We start from the raw sequence: 19,377 nt of genomic DNA on the forward strand, positions 1-19,377 counted from the left end.
CCTCTAACGCCCGAACCCCCTTGCGGGCGCAAAGTTTTTGAACGCGCGCGCCAAAAGGATGTATGGGCGCGGCGTGTCACATGCCTCCGCCCCGAAGGAACCGCAGCGCATCGCCAAGCTGCTCGCCCGCGCCGGAATTGCCTCGCGGCGCGAGATCGAACGGATGATCGCCGATGGCCGCATTGCGATCGACGGCAAGACGCTCGATACGCCTGCGACACTCGTTGCATCGCTCCACGGCGTCACCGTCGACGGCAGCCCGGTCGAAGCGCCGCGCCCTGCCCGCCTGTTCGTCTTTCACAAGCCCGCGGGCGTGCTCACCACCGAACGCGACCCCAAAGGCCGCCCCACGATCTACGACCGCTTGCCCAAGGGGCTGCCGCGGCTGATTCCGGTCGGGCGGCTCGATTACAACACCGAAGGGCTGCTGCTGCTCACCACCGACGGCGGGCTCAAGCGCCAGCTTGAACTACCCTCGACCGGCGTCGAGCGCGCCTACCGTGCGCGCGCTTATGGCGAGGTCAGCCAGGCGCAACTTGAGGAACTGATCGAGGGTGTCGAGATCGACGGCATCCGCTACGGCGCAATCGACGCCAATCTGGAGCGCCGCACCGGCGCCAATGTGTGGATCGAACTGATCCTCACCGAAGGCAAGAACCGTGAGGTGCGGCGCGTGCTCGAACATCTCGGGCTCGAAGTATCACGGCTGATCCGCACGCGCTACGGCCCGTTCGTGCTCGGCGATCTGCCGGTGGGCGCGATCGGCGAGGTGCGCCAGCACGATCTCGTCGCGTTCCGGCAGACGCTCGCCAAAGGCACCAAAAGCGACACCGCCGTCGAGGTGGCAACGCTGCCCTCGCCTGCGCCCCCCGCACGTGCCGGTCCCGTCGAAACACCGTCCCCGCCTTCGCGCGCTCGGAAACAGCCCGGCCCTTCGACACGGCCAGGCGCTGCCCCCGATGCCAATCGGAAGCGCGCGCCACGCGGGAAACCGCGAGCCACTGCTCCGCTCGCCCCCAACCGCCCAGCGCCTGCCTCCGATGATCGCCGTCGCGGACCGAAAGCCGATATGGCCGCGCCATCAGATCCTAAGCCGACGCCCAAGCGCCGGCCCGGCTGGGCCAGGCCCAAGATCAAACCCGGCCCGAAGCCGCGCGGCGGTCGCGGACGCAAATGAGGATCATCGCCGGCCAGTGGCGCGGGCGGCCGCTCGTCGCGCCCAGGGGCGACGCGACCCGCCCCACGGCGGATCGCACGCGTGAGGCACTGTTCTCGATGCTCGCGAGCCGGCTGGGCGACTTCAAGGATCTCGCGGTCGCCGATCTGTTCGCCGGATCGGGCGCGCTCGGGCTCGAAGCGTTGTCGCGCGGGGCGGCCTCATGCCTGTTCGTCGAGCAAGACGGTGCCGCGCTCGATGCGTTGCGCGCCAATGTCGCCAAATTGGGCGCGACCGGCGCCGACGTGCGCGCGCAATCGGTGCTGGCGCTCGGCCCGGCGCGCGCGCCGCTCGATCTGGTGCTGATGGACCCGCCGTACGGCACCGGCGCGGGTGCGGTTGCGCTCGACAAGCTCGCCCGGCTCGGCTGGACCGGCCCCGGCACCTGGATCAGCATCGAGACCGCACGCAACGAGGAAATGGCGATCAACGGTTTCACGATCGATGCCAGCCGCATTCACGGCAAGGCCCGCCTCACGCTGCTACGGCAGGATTCCTGAAACCCGAGGAAAAATCAGGCGACGATAATCAGGGCTTCAGCCGCGTCGCGCTGATGACCTTGATCGGCGCGGCGGGCACCTCGCCTTTGAACGCCCCGCGCACCGTGGCGGCGGGATCAACCGGCGCGTCCATAATCGCCTCGACCACGTCCATCCCCGCGACGACATGGCCGAAGGCGGCATAGCCCAGATTATCCCCGGAAGCGGCCGGATCGGCATCGAATCCTGGGCGCTGATCCCCCACCATGATCGTGAACTCGCCGCGTGCCGATCCGGGCTCGAGCCGCGCGATCGAAAGCGTGCCGCTCACGTGATGCAACCCCGTTTCGGTGGTCGGCTCATGCCGGATTGGCGGCAGGCTGAGCTTCGGGTCGCCGTTCACCCCGAACTGCACGAAACCGAAGCGATCCTGCACCTTCACCGTGCGATAGAAAGTGACGCCGTCGAGCTTGTGCTGATCGACATAGGCGAGGAAATTGTTCGCGGTCACCGGTGCGCGTTCGGTATCGAGCGCCACGACGATGGCCCCCGCGCTGGTTTCGATCGCGACGCGCGGCAGGTGCGCATCGGATTGGAGCGCCGCCTCGGCCATCGGCGTGCGGCCGGGGGCGTCCTGCGCCACCGCCGGCACCGCTGCCAGCATCAGCACCGATGCGAGCGCGAGCAGGTTCATCCTAGCGCCTTCTTCAGCAACTCGTTGACCACCTGTGGATTGGCCTTGCCCTGCATCGCCTTCATGGTCTGGCCGACGAAGAAGCCGAAGAGCTTGTCCTTGCCGCCGCGATAATCGGCGACCTTGTCCTCGTTCGCGGCCATCACCTCGGCGATGACCTGCTCGATCGCGCCAGTATCGCTGGTCTGTTTGAGCCCACGCTCCTCGACGATTTTGCCTGGGTCGCCGCGGGTTTCGAGCATGATCTCGAACACCTGCTTGGCGAGGCTGCCCGACAGCGTGCCATCGGCCACGAGACCAAGCAGTTCCGCAGCTTGTGATGGACTTACCGGGCTTTCCTCAATCCCCTTACCAAGTCGATTGAGTGCCCCGAACAGCTCGGAAGCGACCCAGTTCGATGCCTGCGCGGGCGCCGCGCCCGCCTCCAGCAGCGCGTCGAACCAGCGCGCGGTTTCGACCTCGGCGGTCAGCACCCCGGCATTGTACGGGGTGATGCCTTGGCTCAAGTAGCGCGCGCGCTTGGCGCCGGGCAGTTCCGGCAGGCTCGCGCGGCATTCGTCGAGAAAAGCATCGTCGAGTTCGAGCGGCAGCAGATCGGGATCGGGGAAATAGCGGTAATCGTGCGCGTCCTCCTTGGAGCGCATCGACCGCGTCGTGCCCGTATCGGGATCGTAGAGCCGCGTTTCCTGGACGATCCGGCCACCGGCCTCGATCACATCGACCTGGCGGTTCGCCTCATGCTCGATCGCGTGCATCACGAAGCGCACCGAATTGACGTTCTTGGTCTCGGTGCGCGTGCCGAGATCGTCGCCGGGCTTGCGCACCGAAACGTTGACGTCGGCGCGCATCGATCCTTCTTCCATATTGCCGTCGCAACTGCCGACATAACGCAGGATCGATCGCAGCTTCCTCAGGTAAGCCCCTGCTTCCGCAGGCGACCGCATATCCGGCCGACTGACGATTTCCATCAGCGCGACGCCCGAGCGGTTGAGATCGACGTAAGAACGCGTCGGATGCTGATCGTGCATCAGTTTGCCCGCATCCTGCTCGACATGAATGCGCTCGACGCCGATCGTCTTGGTCGCGTCATCAACCTCGATCTCGATCGAACCTTCGCCGACAAGCGGATGATAGAGCTGCGAAATCTGATAGCCCTGCGGCAGATCGGCATAGAAATAATTCTTGCGATCGAACCGCGACCATTTGTTGATCTGCGCCTCGATCGCCATGCCGGTGCGCACCGCCTGGCGGATGCACTCGCGATTGGGCACCGGCAACATCCCCGGCATCGCCGCATCGACGAGGCTAACTTGCGTGTTCGGCTCCGCCCCGAACGCGGTCGACGCGCCCGAGAACAATTTGGCGTTCGAGGTCACCTGCGCATGAACTTCGAGGCCGATCACGACCTCCCACTCGCCGGTTGCGCCCTGGATGCGGTACGTCGATTCCATCTCATCTCTTCCCAGTGTTCCTGCGAAAGCAGGAACCCAGTGCCAAATAACCCTAGGCTCCTGCTTTCGCAGGAGCACGGAAAATCACCACCATTGCTCCGGCCGTGCGGTGAAGCCTGCGCGCTGCTCGATCGCGAGGCCAGCATTGAGCACGCTCTGCTCGTCGAGCGGCTTGCCGATGATCTGCAAGCCCAGCGGCAGTCCCGCCGCGTCGAGCCCGCCCGGCACGCTCATCGCGGGAAGCCCGGCGAGGCTGCTCGGCACGGTGAAGACGTCATTGAGATACATAGCGATCGGATCGGCCGATTTCTCACCCAGCGCGAACGCCGCCGAGGGCGCGGTCGGCGTCAACAGCACGTCGCAACTCTCCCACGCCGCTTCGAAATCGCGCGCGATCAGCGTGCGGACCTTCGATGCCTGCGTGAAATACGCGTCGTAATAGCCCGCCGACAGCACATAGGTGCCGATCATGATGCGGCGCTTGACCTCGTCGCCGAAGCCCGCCGCGCGCGTCGCGGCGTACATCTCCTGAAGGTTCGCGCCGTCGGGCAGGTCGCGCAGGCCGTAGCGCACGCCGTCATAGCGCGCGAGGTTGGACGAGGCCTCTGCAGGCGCGATGATGTAATAAGCGGGCAGCGCATAGCGGGTATGCGGCAGCGACACTTCGACGATCTCGGCGCCGGCGTCCTTCGCCCAGGCAATCCCCTGCTGCCACAAGGCCTCGATCTCGGCGGGCATGTTCTCGACCCGATATTCCTTGGGAATACCGATCTTCTTGCCCTTGAGATCGCCCGATAATCCGGCCTCCCACTTGGGCACGTCGAGATCGAGCGAGGTCGCATCGCGTGGGTCGAACCCCGCCATCGCCTCGAGCATGATCGCGCAATCGCGCACGTCGCGCGCCATCGGCCCGGCCTGATCGAGCGACGAGGCGAACGCCACCACGCCCCAACGCGAGCAACGACCGTAAGTCGGCTTGATCCCGGCGATCCCGGTGAAGGCAGCGGGCTGACGGATCGAGCCGCCGGTGTCGGTGCCCGTCGCCGCCGGGCAAAGTCTTGCGGCAATCGCCGCCGACGAACCGCCCGACGATCCGCCGGGGGTGAGCGGCGCCCAATTTTTACCTGAAGCGCCGCCGTCGCTGCGCCGCCACGGGGAAATGACGTTGCCGAACGCGCTGGTCTCGTTCGACGAGCCCATCGCGAATTGATCCATGTTGAGCTTGCCGAGCATCCCCGCGCCGGCATCCCACAGGTTCTGCGAAACCCGCGATTCGTACGGCGGGACAAAGCCTTCGAGAATGTGGCTCGCCGCGGTGGAGGCGACGCCCTTGGTGCAGAACAGGTCTTTCATCCCGATCGGCACGCCGGCGAGCGGCTTAAGCGTCTCGCCCGCAGCGCGTGCCTTGTCGGCAGCATCGGCGGCGGCAAACGCGTGATCCGGGGTCTCGACCAGGAAGGCGTTGAGCGACTTGGCGGCCGCCACCCTGGCGACGAATGCCTCGGCCACCTCGCGCGCGGAAAACGCGCCCTCGCGCACGCCATCGCGGATCGCGGCGATCCCGAGATCGGTAAGGTCGGTCATGCAGCCTTCCCCTTCGTCATCCCCGCGAACGCGGGGACCCAGCTCCCGTGGGTGAGGCCGGGTGCTACAGTCGGAAGATGGGTTCCCGCTTTCGCGGGAATGATGGTGGAAAACATCATTCGATCACCTTCGGCACCGCGAAAAACCCATGCTCGGCCTGCGGTGCATTGGCCAGCACCGCGTCGCGCGCACCACCGTCGGTGACGACATCATCGCGCAACCTGAGATGGTTGGGGATGACGGCGGTCATCGGCGCGACGTCGCCGGTGTCGACCTCGCCCAGTTGCTCGATCCAACCCAGGATATTGCCCAGTTCGGGCGCGAGGCGCTCGGCTTCGGCGTCGGTGATCGCGATGCGCGCAAGGCTCGCGATCCGCTTTACGGTTGCGGTGTCTACGGACATGGCCGAGCGGCTAGCAGAGCCGCCGCGCTGCACGCAATGCTATTCGAACGCGTCGCCCACCGGAACGCCGCCGATAAACACCTGACGGCGCTCGACAGGGCGGATCGACACCTCTCCGCTGGCCAGCGCATCGGCGATTTTCGCGCGGTCGTTGTCCGAGAGATAGCTAAGCCCTCCCGCTGACTCGACTTTCCATCGATCGTCTCTTTTGACGAGATGCGCGACCGCACAATCGCTGCGCGTTGCGACCTCCTTGCCGTTCTGCCCAGCGTGGTCGCCGATTTTGCAAGTGCCGGAGATCGAAATCGCCTCGGCACTACCCGATTGCCACACCACAATGCATGGGCGATCATCCCAGCCGCAAGCGTTCCAATCGGCAAGCCCTTCCTGCAATTCCCTGGGCAGCGCGATCGGGCGCGGCAGGATGCGAAGCCGCTTCTGTAGGTTGCTCGCACGCTCCACGGCCTGCTGACGATCGGCGAGCGACCAGCGATCTTTCGCCGCCGCGGCTTTCTTGGCGAGCCGAACCACCTCGCCATTTTTCGATTGCACCAGCCGCGCCACCGCACGCTTGCCCGGCTCGCCGAAATCGAACGCCAGCGCGGCCCAGTCGAATTTGTCGGGCGTCACTTTGCCCGCTTCGAGCCGCGCGACCTGATCGTGCGCCGACAGCGCGTTGAAGCTCAGGATCGGGGTGGCGAGGAACAGCGCCACGCCCGCCACCGCGAAGGCGATCCTGAGGTTCGCCGGGCGCGCGCCTTCCGCCCAGCGCAGCCGCCGGCGCACAAGCGCAACCCAATACGCCAGCCCGACGAGAATCGCGATCGCAACGAACACCACCGCCCACAGGCGTTCGGGCGTGAAGCCGTATTGGTCGATCCTGAGGCCCGTCGCGACGCCCGCGATCACGGCGAGCGGCAGGATCACCGCGCCCAGCGCCGCCGCGCCCCAGCGCAACGCGGGATTGGTCGCCTCGTCCTCCACCCCGTCGCCGATCACGGTGTTGGCGAGCACCCACGCGCCAAACGCGCAGGCGAGCAGGATCGGCGTCGTCGATTTGGTAGCCTCCCACAGCGCGCTGAGGCCGGTGAAGGGCAAGGCAAGCAGGAACAGCCCCAGCCCCGTCCCCAGCACCGGCGCCAGCACAGACAGCACCGCCGTCACCACCCGCCGCAGCGTGCGCACCACGGCCTCGCGTTCGCGGAACAGCCCGAGCGCCCCACCGAACGCGCCGCCGATTAGCAGCGCCACGAACCATTCCTTTTCGAGCAGGTCGCGCAGCACGCCGATCCCGATCAGTTCGAACAGCGCCGACAACAGAAAGGCGAGCGCCAGCGTGACGCCGACGAACGCCCATGAGGCGCACCACAAGACGATATTGGTCCAGACATGCGCGTGGACCTCGTCATAGGGGAAGGCCGCCCGCCCCTGATCGCGCGCGGTCTGGAACAGGGGCGCGGCGATCGCGATCGCGAGAAACAGGCTGGCGTCGCTCCAGCCGCTCACCCACCACACGCCGCCGTCGGGCGCGCCACTCCACCAGAAGACGAGCCCCGTCACCACCGCCACAACCGCGGCGAAGATCACCGACCACGCCAGCCGCACCCGCTCGGCGGTGAAGCCGAAGGCGAGCGCGCCGGTCGCGATCGCCGCCATCAGCGCGCGCTGGGCGGCGCCGAGGCTGCCCCCGTCGCCGATCTGCTGGACCGCGAGGCACGCCAGCGCGCCCACCACCGCCAGCAGGATCGGCCGCACCGGCCAGCGATCCTCGTCTTGAGCGTGCGCGTCGTCCATGATCATCCTCCCGTGGCTCCGAATTCGGCCATGCCTTCGCAGCGATTGCAAGCGTCGCGATCGTCGTGCAGGGGTTTCGCCCCGCTCCCGCCACCCCTATGTTGCATCGCAGCAAGGACACCGCCTTGGCCCGCAAATTCCTCTATCTGATAGCGATCCTGATCATGCTCGCCATCGCCGCCGCGTTCGCTTACCGCCTGTTCGGCGTGCAGATCCTGCGCACCGCGCTGGTGCCGACGACCAAGTTCGAGCATCAGGCGGATGCGGCGCCGTCGGTCTATGCCGATCCGGCGATGTGGTTTTCGCGGCCCGGCAAGGCGGACGATCCCTCGCGCTGGACCCCGGCGGGATATCAACCGGCACAGAAGCCGGTGGCGGCGGTATTCTTCATCCACCCGACCTCCTATCTCGATCGCTCGCACTGGAACGCGCCGCTCGACAATCAGGAGGCGAACGAGCGCGCCAAATTGTTCCTGCGCGGGCAGGCGAGCGCGTTCAACGAGGCCGGCGACATCTGGGCGCCGCGCTATCGCCAGGCGACGTTCGGCGCATTCCTGACGAGCGAGGCCGCCGCGGGCCAGGCGCTCGATCTTGCGTATCGCGACGTGCTGACGGCATTCGACCAGTTCATGAAAGAGATCGGCCCCGATCGGCCGATCATCCTCGCCGGGCACAGCCAGGGCGCACTTCACCTGACGCGGTTGCTCAAGGACCGCGTGGCGGGCACCCCGCTCGCGGCGCGAATCGTCGCGGCCTATGTCGTCGGCTGGCCGGTCTCGAAAACCGCCGACCTGCCCGCGCTTGGTCTGCCGCAATGCGAAACCGCGGCCCAGACCGGCTGCATCCTTTCCTGGCAGACCTTCGCCGAGCCCGCCGATCCGTCGCTGATCTTCGATACGTTCGACCGAACAGAAGGCTATACCGGCGCTCCGCGCGGCGACACCGAGGTGATCTGCACCAACCCGCTCACCGGCACCCCCGACGCAGCGGCGCCCGCCAGCGCCAATCTGGGGGCGCTCTTTCCTTCGGCGGACCTTGCCACCGCCGATATCCTGCCCGGCAGGATTTCCGCCCGATGCGAAGGTCGCGGCATCCTTTCGGTGGGGCCGCCGCCGAATATGGTAGGCAATTACGTGCTTCCGGGTAACAATTACCACGTTTTCGATTATTCGTTGTTCTGGGCGAACATCAGGGCGGATGCAGAGCGGCGGCTCAACACCTATCTCAACAACTGATCGATGCTTTCGCTCGCCTCGTCAGCACTTGATTCGATCTATCTTTCACCTGCCACGATTCGGCCCCATTCTCATTGATCGGCTGCAACTCCCTCGCGATCTGAGCGTCATCGTTCCCACTGTTTCAATCCCCGAGGGAGACATCACGATGAAGACGCTTCTCAAGACCGCCATGCTGACGGGTGCCTGCATGATCGCCGCGCCGGCCCTGGCGCAGACGACCCCGGCCGATCCCGCCGCGCCGCAGCAGACCGATCCGTCGATGCAGGCCGATCCGGCGATGACGCCGCAGGCCGCCGACCCCGCGCAGGCGCCGCAGACGACCGAAGTAAGCGACGCCGAGGTCGATCAGTTCGCGAGTGCGGCCGTCGAGGTGCAGAAGATCGGCAGCGACACCGCCGTCGCCGAGGACGCGAAGCAGGAGAAGATGGCGGCTGCCGTCCAGAGTTCGGGCCTGAGCGCCGAACGCTTCAACCAGATCGCGCAGGCCTCGCAGGCCGATCCCGCGCTTCAGGCGCGCATCCAGACGGCCGCGCAGAGCAAGATGAAACCGGCCAGCTAACGAACGTAAGCTATCCACGACGTGGCGCGCCGGCCGATCCCTTTCGGTCGGCGCGTTTCGTATCGACCGACGGCGCCCACGCGCTATAGCGGCGGCGATGATCACCACCGACCGCACCGAATTCCACAATGCCCTGCCTAACGGCGGCCGCCTGATCGGTCTCGATGTCGGCACCAGGACGATCGGCACCGCCTTGTGCGACGCGGGCTGGAGCTTCGCGAGCCCCGCCGAGCTGATCCATCGCACCAAATTCCAGAAGGACAAGGTCGCGCTCGCCGCGCTGATCGCCGCGCAGCAGGTGCGCGGAATCGTGATCGGCCTGCCGCTTCACCTCGACGGCAGCGAAAGCCCGCGCAGCCAATCGACCCGCGCGTTCGCGCGCAACCTCGCCGATCTCGATCTGCCGATCCTGCTGTGGGACGAACGCTGGTCGACCCAGGCGGTGACGCGCACGCTGATCGAGCAGGACGCGAGCCGGGCGAAACGCGCCGAACTGGTCGACAAGATGGCCGCCGCCTACATCCTCCAGGGCGCGATCGACGCGCTGGCGATGATCCCCCCTCCCGCCGATCCGAGTCCCTAACACGGTCCGGGGGCGTCCCACGCTGGAACACGCCAAATCGCGGGCTGGCGATAAAGGCCGGGCCCGCATACAATTCCCGTGACCGTTCGATCAGGGGATTTGTTTCGATGTCCAAGCGAACCGCCGCGCACCGCGCCCGTTCCTGGATCAGGGCCGCGCTCTATCTCGCCGCGCTGGTGGCGCTTCCGCTGCTCGCCTCGCCGGCCAGCGCCGCGGGCGCGACCGCGAAATTCCCGGTCAAGAGCGTGCTCGGGCTCGACGCCCCGCTCCAGCCCGGCGATTATGTGTGGGATGCAGACGGCATCGCCCCCGGCAAGACCACGATCGTCGTCGATCTCGATGCGGCGCTGATCCACGTCTATCGCGCGGGGAACGAAATCGGCCGCTCGTCGATCATCTACGGTTACGACGAAAAGCCGACGCCGACGGGGGTCTATCCGATCCTCCAGAAAGACATCGACCACGTGTCGAACATCTACAAGGGCGCACCAATGCCCTGGATGCTGCGCCTGACCTGGACCGGGATTTCGATCCACGGCAGCCGTAAAATCGCCGACGACATCGCCACCCACGGCTGCATCGGCCTGCCCCACGGCTTCGCCAAGATCCTGTTCGACAACGCCAAGCTGGGCGACACCGTGATGGTGACGAACAACTGGAGCGGCAACGACGACGCGATCCGCATGGCGGAGGCCGCGCAGCCCGCACCGCAAGCGGCACCGGTGCTCGATTATTCGTTCCCGATCGACACGCCGGCCGACGACGCCGCGGTGCTCGCGAGTAGCTGAACCGGCAGCGGCACCGAAGGCTTCCACCGCCGACGCTTGCGCGGTGGCGTCCCGCGCGCTACGCGGCCACTTTGATGCCAGCATCCGATCATTCGCCGGCCGCCCAGATACCGGGCGGCGCCGTCTTCCCGCACGGCAGCCTCACGGGCATCGCGGGGCTCCAGCCGCACGAGATCGTGTTCCTTCTCGATGAGGCGGAACAATGGGTCGACTGGAACCGCCGCCACGCCAAGAGCCAGCATCCGCTCGACGGGCTGACGCAGATCAATGCCTTCTTCGAGAATTCGACGCGCACGCTGCTGTCGTTCGAGATCGCCGGCAAGCGGCTGGGCGCCGACGTCGTCAACATGCACGCGGCGCAAAGCTCGGTGAAGAAAGGCGAAACGCTGATCGACACCGCGATGACGTTGAACGCGATGCGCGCCGACGTGATCGTCATCCGCCATGCCAGTTCGGGCGCGGTGCAACTGATCGCGGACAAGGTCGATTGCCCCGTGCTCAACGCCGGCGACGGCGCGCACGAGCACCCCACCCAGGCGTTGCTCGACGCGCTGACGATCCGGCGGCGGCGCGGCGGAGTCGCCGGGCAGCGCGTGGTGATCTGCGGCGATCTGCTCCACAGCCGTGTCGCGCGCTCGAACATTCTCGCGCTGACCGCGCTCGCCGCCGAGGTGCGCGTCTGCGCGCCGACGACACTGATGCCACCCGCGATCGAGCGCATGGGGGTGACGCCCTTCACCGATTTCGATGCGGCGATCGAGGCGTGCGACGTGGTGATGATGTTGCGGCTCCAGAACGAGCGCATGGCGGGCGCCTACATCCCCTCCACGCGTGAATATCATCTGCGCTACGGGCTCACGCTCGAGCGGCTGGCGCGCGCCAGGCCCGACGCGCTGGTGATGCACCCCGGCCCGATGAATCGCGGCGTCGAGATCGCGTCGAACGTCGCCGACCATCCCGATCATTCGGCGATCACCGAACAGGTCGAAATGGGGGTCGCGGTCCGCATGGCGTGCCTCGACGTGCTGACGCGCCGCGCCCGCGGCGTGGAGGGCTGGGCATGAAGCGCGCGTTCACCAACGCCCGCCTCGTCTGCCCGACGCGCGGCATCGTTACCGGCACGCTGATCACCGAAGGCGACCGGATCGTCTCGGTGGGGCAGACCGGCCTGCCGAGCGACACCGACGTCGTGGAGTGCAAGGGGCTGACGCTGGCGCCCGCAATCGTCGATCTGGGCGTGTTCGCGATCGATCTGCCCGCATTCCATGCCGGCGGCATCGCACGCGTCGGGCTGATGCCCGATCAGTCGCCGGTGCTCGACGATCCCGGCATCGTCCAGCGCGCCGCGCTGATCGGCAAGCCGACCCTGTGGATTCACCCGATCGCCGCGGCGACCAAGGGGCTTGCGGGCACCGACCTCGCCGAAATGGCGATCAACCGGCAGGCGGGCGCGAAGGCGGTCGCGACCGGGCGCGGCTGGATCGCCGATTCGGGCGTGATGCGCAAAGTGCTGGGCTATGCGCGCGACCTCGGCCTCACGGTGATATCGCACGCCGAGGACGGCGGACTGACGGGACGTACTGTTGCGACGGCGGGCGAAGCGGCGACCCGGATGGGGCTCGCGTCGGCACCCTCGCTTGCCGAACCGCTGGCGATCGCGCGCGATCTGATGCTCGCCGAGGAAACCGGCGCGCGGCTGCATGTCCGGCAGGTGACGACCGCGGCGGGGTTCGATCTCATCCGCGCGGCCAAGCGTCGCGGCGTTGCGGTGACGTGCGGGATCACGCCCGCGCATTTGCTGCTCAGCGATATCGCGATGACCGATTTTCGCAGCTTCGCGCATCTCTCGCCGCCGCTGCGCGGCGAGGACGATCGTCAGGCCGCGCTTGCCGCGATCGCCGACGGCACGATCGACGTGCTCGCCTCGGGCCACGATCCACGCGGCCCCGAGGAGAAGCGCCTGCCCTTCGCCGACGCCGCACCGGGCGCGGCCGATGCCGAGCATCTTCTCGCGCTCGCGCTGACTCTGGTCCGCGACGAGCGGCTCACGATCGACCGGCTGTTCGCGTTGCTTTCCGCCAACCCGGCCAAGGTGCTCGGGGTCGAGGGCGGCACGCTCAGCGAAGGAGCGCCTGCCGATCTCGTCGCCTTCGACGCCGGCGCGCCGTGGCAGATCGCCACCGAGGCCATGACCGCCAAAACCGGCAACACGCCGTTCGACGGGTTACCGGTTCAGGGCAAGGTACACCGCCTGTTCAAGGGCGGCACCGAGGTTTTTTCGACCTAGAGCGATTTCGGGCCGGGAGGTTAGCGCGCCGCGAGCTGCTTGCCCGGATCGATCCATTTGGCGACCTGATCGCCGGCATCCTGCCGCACGAAGCAATGGCCGCCCTTGGCTTTGTAGCGACGGCACAGCCGATCGGCATCGCTCCGCGCGAAGCCGCCGACCGACAGGCGATAGAAGTCGCCGCCATTGCCGCTGAAATGCATTCCCTGCGGCGTCTGATCGCGGAACGCCGGCAGCACGCGGCGGATGCGGTTCCAGCCGTCGCGCGCAACCGCGGCGTTCTCGTAGGCGCCAAGCTGGACGACCCAATTGCCCGACGCGAGAGCGAGCGGCGCGGCGGCCTTTCCGGCCACCGGCTTCGCGGCCGACGCCACGCGCACCGCCTGCGTCGGGATCGGCTGGACGACTTCCTTGCGCGGGCCGAACACCACCGACGCGACGCGGCTGGCGAAGCTCGGCGTCGCCGCCGACGTGGCAACCGCCACCGTCGCGGCGGGCGCGAGCGCGGGGCCAGGCGCGACGGGCTCGGCCGGTTCAGCCGCCGCCAGCGCGACCGGCGCGACCTCGGCGTTGAGCGCGAGCGCGACGGGCTGGCCCTGATCGTCCCGAGGCTTGACGCCGAGCAACGCCGCAACCTGATCCGAGGCGCTGCGCGGTGTGGCGAAGGCAGCCCATTGTTCGATCCGCTTGTCGACCTCGGCGGGCGGCAGATCGACCATCGCGATCGAGCGCGCGGCCTGCCAATTGCCCGCAAGCGCGAACGCGAGCGCGAGATTCTGGCGCGTCTTGGCCGTCGCTCCGCGCTCACGCGCGGCGGGGACGAGCACCTGAAGCGCCGCCTTGGGATCGCCCGCGAGCGCAAGCGCAAGCCCGCGATCGGTGGCGGGGATCACCCCCGCATGATCGTCCAGCGTCGCGCGCGCGGCGGCCCAGTCGCCTTCGGCGGTTTGTGCAAGCGCGAGGCTGAGGGCAACCTTACCATTGTTCGAATCGAGCGCGAGCGCATCGGTAAATGCTTGCCGCGCCGAGGTAAAACGGCCGTCGGCGAGATACGATTGACCGAGCACCACGCGATAGCCGGCCTCGCGCGGGGCAAGCGCCACCGCCTTTTCGGCATAATCGACGGCATCGTCGGCGTGGTTGCGGGCAAGCGCGCGATTGGCCTTGTCGATCAGCTTGGCGGCCTGGCGCGCACCGGCATCGGCATCCCGCGTGCTCGCCGAAGCGACTCCGACGTCATGCCCCGCACAACTGACCATCGTGCCGCCGAACAGCAGCGCGGAGGCGCCGATGGTCAGCATGATCCGGGTTTTCATCAGATTTCCCCCTTCAATCCGTGAGCTCAATCGCGGCGCGGCAACTGGCGCACCAGATCCTCGACCTCGGGCAACGAGCCGAGCAATTGATCGAGCGCCTCGGTGACGAGCACCTGCGCCGAGCGGTTGCACAGCGCACTCGCCAGCCGCAGCCGCAGATGGCGATCGGCATCGAGCCGCAGCGTGAACGCGGCCTTGCCCGACGCGTTGCGCCTGACGCGCCCCTTGCCCTTGCCCGAGGTTTCGCGGCCGATCCGCGTCGCGGTGGCGACCGAGACCGATTTGCGCGGCGTGCGCGCGGGCTGCGGCGCCTCGGCAACCGGCGGCGGCGCTTCGACGGCGACCGGTTCGGCCGGCGCGGCGCGTTCGGGCGCGGGTGCCTCGATCTCCTCGCGCAGCGCCTCGCGCTGGCGAAGCACGGTGGGCCTCCCGGTGACGGTATCCATCGGCGTCAGCACCGGCCGGGGCCCGTGATGCGCGGCCGGTTCGTCGGCTGGCCCCATGTCGTTCCAGCCGAGATCCTCGAGCTGGTCGGTCATCGTGCCGAAACCCGACAGGCCCTGCGGGCGCATCGCCGGGCGCGCTTGCCCCTTGCGTGCGAGCAGGCCGGACGAAAGCGATGCGGTAGGCTTGAGCTGCGCCATGATCAGCTCACCACCCGGCGGCCGAAGCCACCCGCCGTCTGCCGTGGCGCCACGAACCCGTTGGCGCTGGGCGCGCTGAACACCGTGCGGCGGAAATTCTTTTCGAGCCGATCCGAGATATAGCTCCAGAGCTGGACGATCTCCTGCGCCGACCGGCATTTCTGATCGACCTCCATCACCGTGCGGCCGTCGATCATCGAGGCCGCGAAATCGGTGCGATGGTGGACGGTGACCGGGGCGACGGTGCCGTGCTGCGACAATGCCACCGCGGCCTCGGAGGTGATCCGCGCCTTGGGCGTCGCGCCGTTGACGACGAACAGCAGCGGCTTGCCCGCGCGCTCGCACAGATCGACCGTGGCGCCCACGGCGCGCAGGTCGTGCGGGCTGGGGCGCGTCGGGATCACGATCAGCTCGGCGACCGCGATCACGCTCTGGATCGCCATCGTGATCGCCGGCGGCGTATCGATCATCGCCAGCTTGAAGCCCTGCTGGCGCAACACCTCGAGATCGGCGGCAAGCCGCGCGACCGTGGTCTGCGCAAACGCCGGATAATCGGTGTCGCGCTCGTTCCACCAATCCGAGAGCGACCCCTGCGGATCGATATCGATCAAGACCACCGGCCCGGCGCCGGCCAATTGAGCCTGCACCGCCAGATGCCCCGAAAGCGTGGTCTTGCCGGACCCGCCCTTCTGCGATGCCATCGCGAGAACCCGCATTCGCGTCCCCTGAAAATCCTGCTGTTCCTGTGGCGGCGAATGCCACGGGGAACGATAAGAAGCGGTTAACGGGGTGGTTAGCGGGGTTGTCACACGGCAAACGGCACCAGCCGCCGCCGCCCCGGGCGTGTTTCATATTGATACAGAACACGCCCGTTTGGGGGTGACAGACCTGCCCGTGAGGCTATGGTCCAACCCAAGAAGGCGGGGGGAGCCTTCGGGGGCGGCGGGCATCTCAGCCGGGGTCTGCCGCCCCCATCCGGCCGGCAGCACTGTTAGGGGGAATGCTGCCAGTTCCCCCGCTCGCGCGAGAGGCGACGACAGAACATCCCCGGAATGATCCGGTTCCCGTTGATCGAGGTTAATTCCACCGATACTTAAGATTTGCCGGCCAAAATCGCGTGCATCCGCCGCACCGCTCGCGAGGGACTCGTTGCACAAGCCTGATTTCCCGCCAATATTCCGCGCGGTTCGTCCGCGCTGCCCGACAGGAGCCGATATGACCCGCCTTCTCGCGCCCGCTTTTGCCGGCATCGCCGGCGTCGTGCTCGCCGCCGCCGCACCGCAGACGGCGCCGACCGCCAACCCGGTGAAAGCAGGCGTCGATGCCTGGAGCCGGGGCGACGATGCCGCCGCGGTCAAGGCGTGGCGCGACCCCGCCGAACACGGCGACGCCGACGCGCAGTTCAACCTCGGGCAAGCCTATAAGCTGGGCCGCGGCGTGGCGGCCAATCCGGCCGAGGCGGAGAAATGGTATCGCAAGGCCGCCGAGCAGGGCCATTACCAGGCCGAGGAGAATTACGGCCTCACGCTGTTTCAGAACGGCAAGCGCGCCGAGGCCGCGCCGTGGCTCGAAAAAGCGGCGATGCGCGGGGCGCCGCGCGCGCAACTCGTCTACGGCACGATGCTGTTCAACGGCGACGGCGGGCAGACCAGGGATTGGGTCCGCGCCTATGCGCTGCTGACGCGCGCGTCGGGATCGGGCCTGTCGCAGGCGAGCGAGACGCTGGCCAAGATGGACGAATATATTCCGAAGGATCAGCGGCAAAAGGGGCTCGAACTCGCGCGGCAATATCAGGTGCAGGCGCAGCGCCCCGCGCTGCCGCCCGAGGTGCTCGCGTCCAGCAACACCAAGCCCCCGATCCGCACCGTGGCGCTGCCGCCCTCGACCGCCACCGCCACAACGACAGCGCCGCAGCCCGGCGCGCCATACCCGGTGCCCGGCAGAACCGCGTCGGCGCCCGTTCCCTCCACCCCGGCCCCCGTCGCGACCCCGCAGCCGACACCCGCGCCCGCGCGACCCGCGACGGTCCAGCCGCTGCCCAGGCCCGAAGGCAAATGGCGCATCCAGCTCGGCGCGTTCAGCAACGAAGCCAATGCGCGTCGCTTGTGGGGGCGGCTCCAACCGCGCGTGAGCACGCTCGGCAACCGCCAGTCCTATTTCGTCAAGGCCGGATCGGTGGTGCGGCTGCAAGCCGGCCCGTTCGCGTCTTCAGGCGAGGCAGCAAGCGCCTGTGCATCGGTCAAGGCCAAGGGCAATGATTGCCTGCCGGTGAGGCCGTAGAAAGCCGGGGCCGCTTCCACGTAAGTGGAACAAATCCTAGGCCCCTGAATCTGAAGTTCGCCGCATTGATGTCGTCATCCCGGGCTTGACCCGGGATCCCGCTTTTCTTCGGTCCGTCCGCGCAAGGAAGCGGGACCCCGGGTCATGCCCGGGGTGACGGTGATGACAGGAACTTCGATTCCACCATATTAGGCCTGTTCCCACTCGGCGCTCGGCACGCCTTGCGCATAGAGCAGCGCGGTGAGATCGGTGTGGTCGAGCCGCGCGTCCGCCTCGGCGGCGACCACCGGCTTGGCCCGATACGCGACACCGAGCCCGGCCTTGCGGATCATCGGCAGGTCGTTCGCGCCGTCACCGACCGCGAGCGTCTGCGACAGCGGAATGCCGAGCGTCGCTGCGGTGTCGAGCAGCGCCTTCTCTTTCGCCGCCGAATCGACGATCGGCTTGGCGACCGTGCCGGCGAGCTTGCCGTTTTCGATCTGAAGCTCGTTCGAGAGCGCGCGATCGAACCCGATCGCCACGCCGACGCGATCGGCGAAGCGCGAGAAGCCGCCCGAAACGAGGAGCGTGGTCGCGCCTAGCCGCGCCTTCATCGTCCGCACCAGCGTCGCCGCGCCGGGCGTCGCGCGGATTCGCTCGGCAAGGCATTTGTCGATCACCGACGCGTCGAGCCCCTTCAACCGCGCCACCCGCTCGTCGAGCGCCTGCGCGAAATCGAGTTCGCCGCGCATCGCGCGCTCGGTGACGGCGGCGATCTCGTCCTTGATGCCCGCGTAATCGGCCAGTTCGTCGAGGCATTCGACGGTGATCATCGTCGAATCCATGTCGGCGATCAGCAGCTTCTTCTCACGGGCCGCCATCGGTTGCACGATGACGTCGGTATGCGCGAGCGCGCCGTCGAGCGACTTGCGCGCAGTGGCGGGGCCGCCCTGGAACGCGATATCGGCGGCCCGGCCGCCGTCGATCCGCACCGATACCTGCGGCGCGCAACCGGCTTGCGCCAAGCGGTCGCATAGGCTCGAAAGGTCGCCGGTGCTGATCTCACCAGCGGTAACCAACGTGGCGATATAAATGACGGCCTCCTGTCCCCAGTTTGTGGCGCTCATCGCAGGCCCGACCGCGAGCGGCAAGTCCGCGCTCGCGATCGCACTGGCCGAGCGCCATCGCGGCACCGTGATCAATGCCGATTCGGCGCAGGTCTATGCCGATCTGCGCGTGCTTTCCGCGCGCCCCACGCGCGATGAGGAGGCGCGCGTGCCGCATCGTCTGTTCGGTTATATCGACGGCGCCGACGCCTGTTCGGCGGCGCGCTGGGCGGCAGATGCCACCGCCGCGATCGCCGACGCGCACGACTCGGGGCGGCTGCCGATCCTCGTCGGCGGCACCGGGCTCTACCTGCGCACGCTGCTTGACGGCATCGCCCCGGTGCCGGAGATCGATCCGCGCATCCGCGCCGAGGTCCGCGCGATGCCCGTCGCCGCCGCGCACGCGGCGCTCGAGCAGATCGATCCGGCCGCCGCGGCGCGGCTCGCGCCTGCCGATACGACACGGGTCGCGCGCGCGCTCGAAGTGGTGCGTTCGACGGGAAAACCGCTCGCCGAGTGGCAGGCGACGCGCCGAGGCGGGATCGGTGACCGGATCGCGCTCAGGCCGCTGGTGCTGTTGCCCGATCGCGACTGGCTGTTCGCGCGCTGCGACGCACGGTTCGAGGCGATGCTGGATCAAGGCGCAGTCGAAGAAGTGCGGCGATTGCTCGCGCGGCCCGATCTGCCCGCCGCCGCGCCGATCCGGCGGGCGATCGGCGTCCCCGAGATCGCCGCCTGGCTTGCGGGCGAGCGCGACCGCAGTGCAGCGATCGCCGACGGCAAGGCGGCGACCAGACGCTACGCCAAGCGCCAGTTTACGTGGTTCCGCAACCAGCCTCCCCCGGCATGGCCGCGCACGGATGCGACAGAAATAAATTACCTTCTCGGGAAATTTGAAATATAATTTCTCTTATACGGGGTTGACGAGTATTTTTATAACGGTTAGCAGCCCCGCCGTCCGCATGCTATTGCGGTG

19 protein-coding genes are annotated in these 19,377 nt (G+C 67.7%); 10 read left to right on the forward strand and 9 right to left on the reverse strand.

Annotated features, from left to right (window positions below; all coding sequences use genetic code 11):
- The first annotated feature begins 73 nt into the window (after positions 1-73).
- Together DFR49_RS19350 and rsmD are read left to right on the forward strand one after the other, a co-directional pair.
- Complete coding sequence (locus DFR49_RS19350) at positions 74-1,177, forward strand: pseudouridine synthase (protein ID WP_245968656.1); 1,104 nt, start codon at positions 74-76, stop codon at positions 1,175-1,177.
- Positions 1,174-1,716, forward strand: a complete 543-nt coding sequence (gene rsmD / locus DFR49_RS19355) for a 16S rRNA (guanine(966)-N(2))-methyltransferase RsmD (protein ID WP_119037373.1) — start codon at positions 1,174-1,176, stop codon at positions 1,714-1,716. Before DFR49_RS19350 ends, rsmD begins: the two co-directional genes overlap by 4 nt.
- Positions 1,717-1,744: 28 nt before the next feature.
- Here rsmD and DFR49_RS19360 read toward each other — a convergent pair whose 3' ends face one another.
- The 5 genes from DFR49_RS19360 to DFR49_RS19380 all read right to left on the reverse strand — a co-directional run bounded on the left by DFR49_RS19360 (position 1,745) and on the right by DFR49_RS19380 (position 7,621).
- Complete coding sequence (locus DFR49_RS19360) at positions 1,745-2,389, reverse strand: peptidylprolyl isomerase (protein ID WP_425454969.1); 645 nt, start codon at positions 2,387-2,389, stop codon at positions 1,745-1,747.
- Positions 2,386-3,840, reverse strand: a complete 1,455-nt coding sequence (gatB, locus tag DFR49_RS19365) for an Asp-tRNA(Asn)/Glu-tRNA(Gln) amidotransferase subunit GatB (RefSeq protein ID WP_119037374.1) — start codon at positions 3,838-3,840, stop codon at positions 2,386-2,388. Before gatB ends, DFR49_RS19360 begins: the two co-directional genes overlap by 4 nt.
- A gap of 84 nt (positions 3,841-3,924) precedes the next feature.
- Positions 3,925-5,424, reverse strand: coding sequence for an Asp-tRNA(Asn)/Glu-tRNA(Gln) amidotransferase subunit GatA (gatA, locus tag DFR49_RS19370; protein ID WP_119037375.1), 1,500 nt, complete (start codon positions 5,422-5,424; stop codon positions 3,925-3,927).
- Between the two features lie 115 nt (positions 5,425-5,539).
- Positions 5,540-5,827, reverse strand: a complete 288-nt coding sequence (gene gatC, locus DFR49_RS19375; protein ID WP_119037376.1) for an Asp-tRNA(Asn)/Glu-tRNA(Gln) amidotransferase subunit GatC — start codon at positions 5,825-5,827, stop codon at positions 5,540-5,542.
- Positions 5,828-5,866: 39 nt separating this feature from the next.
- Complete coding sequence (locus tag DFR49_RS19380; RefSeq protein WP_119037524.1) at positions 5,867-7,621, reverse strand: DUF4153 domain-containing protein; 1,755 nt, start codon at positions 7,619-7,621, stop codon at positions 5,867-5,869.
- A gap of 125 nt (positions 7,622-7,746) precedes the next feature.
- Between DFR49_RS19380 and DFR49_RS19385 the strand changes: the two genes are divergently transcribed.
- From DFR49_RS19385 to DFR49_RS19410, 6 genes are all read left to right on the forward strand, one after another.
- Entirely contained in the window at positions 7,747-8,856 is a 1,110-nt protein-coding gene (locus tag DFR49_RS19385; protein ID WP_119037525.1) for a DUF3089 domain-containing protein, read from the forward strand.
- Positions 8,857-9,004: 148 nt separating this feature from the next.
- Positions 9,005-9,418, forward strand: coding sequence for a DUF4168 domain-containing protein (locus tag DFR49_RS19390; protein ID WP_245968657.1), 414 nt, complete (start codon positions 9,005-9,007; stop codon positions 9,416-9,418).
- A gap of 97 nt (positions 9,419-9,515) precedes the next feature.
- Positions 9,516-10,001, forward strand: coding sequence for a Holliday junction resolvase RuvX (ruvX, locus tag DFR49_RS19395; RefSeq protein ID WP_119037377.1), 486 nt, complete (start codon positions 9,516-9,518; stop codon positions 9,999-10,001).
- 107 nt (positions 10,002-10,108) lie between these two features.
- Positions 10,109-10,789 carry a L,D-transpeptidase family protein gene (locus DFR49_RS19400; RefSeq protein ID WP_119037378.1) on the forward strand — a complete coding sequence of 227 codons (681 nt, stop codon included), beginning with the start codon at positions 10,109-10,111 and terminating at the stop codon, positions 10,787-10,789.
- A gap of 74 nt (positions 10,790-10,863) precedes the next feature.
- Complete coding sequence (locus tag DFR49_RS19405; protein ID WP_119037379.1) at positions 10,864-11,853, forward strand: aspartate carbamoyltransferase catalytic subunit; 990 nt, start codon at positions 10,864-10,866, stop codon at positions 11,851-11,853.
- Positions 11,850-13,076 carry a dihydroorotase gene (locus DFR49_RS19410; protein WP_119037380.1) on the forward strand — a complete coding sequence of 409 codons (1,227 nt, stop codon included), beginning with the start codon at positions 11,850-11,852 and terminating at the stop codon, positions 13,074-13,076. The genes DFR49_RS19405 and DFR49_RS19410 overlap by 4 nt, the downstream gene beginning before the upstream one ends.
- Positions 13,077-13,096: 20 nt before the next feature.
- On the opposite strand, the gene DFR49_RS19415 is transcribed toward DFR49_RS19410, so the two are convergent.
- Genes DFR49_RS19415 through DFR49_RS19425 form a run of 3 tightly spaced genes read right to left on the reverse strand, consistent with a single transcriptional unit; the run spans position 13,097 to position 15,752 of the window.
- Entirely contained in the window at positions 13,097-14,392 is a 1,296-nt protein-coding gene (locus DFR49_RS19415; protein ID WP_119037381.1) for an SPOR domain-containing protein, read from the reverse strand.
- 26 nt (positions 14,393-14,418) lie between these two features.
- Positions 14,419-15,036: a hypothetical protein gene (locus DFR49_RS19420; RefSeq protein WP_119037382.1), complete on the reverse strand. Its 618-nt coding sequence runs from the start codon at positions 15,034-15,036 to the stop codon at positions 14,419-14,421.
- A gap of 2 nt (positions 15,037-15,038) precedes the next feature.
- The gene (locus DFR49_RS19425; RefSeq protein WP_119037383.1) at positions 15,039-15,752 is read right to left on the reverse strand and encodes a ParA family protein; all 714 of its coding nucleotides are present in this window, start codon (positions 15,750-15,752) and stop codon (positions 15,039-15,041) included.
- 499 nt (positions 15,753-16,251) lie between these two features.
- Between DFR49_RS19425 and DFR49_RS22435 the strand changes: the two genes are divergently transcribed.
- The gene (locus DFR49_RS22435; RefSeq protein WP_119037384.1) at positions 16,252-17,316 is read left to right on the forward strand and encodes an SPOR domain-containing protein; all 1,065 of its coding nucleotides are present in this window, start codon (positions 16,252-16,254) and stop codon (positions 17,314-17,316) included.
- Between the two features lie 188 nt (positions 17,317-17,504).
- Here the strand turns inward: DFR49_RS22435 and serB are convergent, their stop codons facing one another.
- Entirely contained in the window at positions 17,505-18,389 is an 885-nt protein-coding gene (serB, locus tag DFR49_RS19435) for a phosphoserine phosphatase SerB (RefSeq protein ID WP_119037527.1), read from the reverse strand.
- Here serB and miaA point away from each other — a divergent pair.
- On the forward strand, positions 18,388-19,305 hold the full coding sequence (miaA, locus tag DFR49_RS19440; protein ID WP_119037385.1) for a tRNA (adenosine(37)-N6)-dimethylallyltransferase MiaA: 918 nt from the start codon (positions 18,388-18,390) through the stop codon (positions 19,303-19,305). The genes serB and miaA overlap by 2 nt on opposite strands.
- The last annotated feature ends 72 nt before the right edge of the window (positions 19,306-19,377 follow it).

This window comes from Hephaestia caeni (assembly GCF_003550065.1).
Taxonomy (GTDB): domain Bacteria; phylum Pseudomonadota; class Alphaproteobacteria; order Sphingomonadales; family Sphingomonadaceae; genus Sphingomonas; species Sphingomonas caeni_A.

Bases quoted from the DNA above. Each gene is read 5' to 3' on its own strand.
- DFR49_RS19415 (WP_119037381.1), bottom strand. From the start codon at position 14,392: ATGAAAACCCGGATCATGCTGACCATCGGCGCCTCCGCGCTGCTGTTC.
- DFR49_RS19420 (WP_119037382.1), bottom strand. From the start codon at position 15,036: ATGGCGCAGCTCAAGCCTACCGCATCGCTTTCGTCCGGCCTGCTCGCA.
- DFR49_RS19390 (WP_245968657.1), top strand. From the start codon at position 9,005: ATGAAGACGCTTCTCAAGACCGCCATGCTGACGGGTGCCTGCATGATC.
- rsmD (WP_119037373.1), top strand. From the start codon at position 1,174: ATGAGGATCATCGCCGGCCAGTGGCGCGGGCGGCCGCTCGTCGCGCCC.
- DFR49_RS19410 (WP_119037380.1), top strand. From the start codon at position 11,850: ATGAAGCGCGCGTTCACCAACGCCCGCCTCGTCTGCCCGACGCGCGGC.
- ruvX (WP_119037377.1), top strand. From the start codon at position 9,516: ATGATCACCACCGACCGCACCGAATTCCACAATGCCCTGCCTAACGGC.
- DFR49_RS19405 (WP_119037379.1), top strand. From the start codon at position 10,864: ATGCCAGCATCCGATCATTCGCCGGCCGCCCAGATACCGGGCGGCGCC.
- miaA (WP_119037385.1), top strand. From the start codon at position 18,388: ATGACGGCCTCCTGTCCCCAGTTTGTGGCGCTCATCGCAGGCCCGACC.
- DFR49_RS19400 (WP_119037378.1), top strand. From the start codon at position 10,109: ATGTCCAAGCGAACCGCCGCGCACCGCGCCCGTTCCTGGATCAGGGCC.
- DFR49_RS19380 (WP_119037524.1), bottom strand. From the start codon at position 7,621: ATGGACGACGCGCACGCTCAAGACGAGGATCGCTGGCCGGTGCGGCCG.
- gatC (WP_119037376.1), bottom strand. From the start codon at position 5,827: ATGTCCGTAGACACCGCAACCGTAAAGCGGATCGCGAGCCTTGCGCGC.
- gatB (WP_119037374.1), bottom strand. From the start codon at position 3,840: ATGGAATCGACGTACCGCATCCAGGGCGCAACCGGCGAGTGGGAGGTC.
- gatA (WP_119037375.1), bottom strand. From the start codon at position 5,424: ATGACCGACCTTACCGATCTCGGGATCGCCGCGATCCGCGATGGCGTG.
- DFR49_RS19425 (WP_119037383.1), bottom strand. From the start codon at position 15,752: ATGCGGGTTCTCGCGATGGCATCGCAGAAGGGCGGGTCCGGCAAGACC.
- DFR49_RS19360 (WP_425454969.1), bottom strand. From the start codon at position 2,389: ATGAACCTGCTCGCGCTCGCATCGGTGCTGATGCTGGCAGCGGTGCCG.
- DFR49_RS22435 (WP_119037384.1), top strand. From the start codon at position 16,252: ATGACCCGCCTTCTCGCGCCCGCTTTTGCCGGCATCGCCGGCGTCGTG.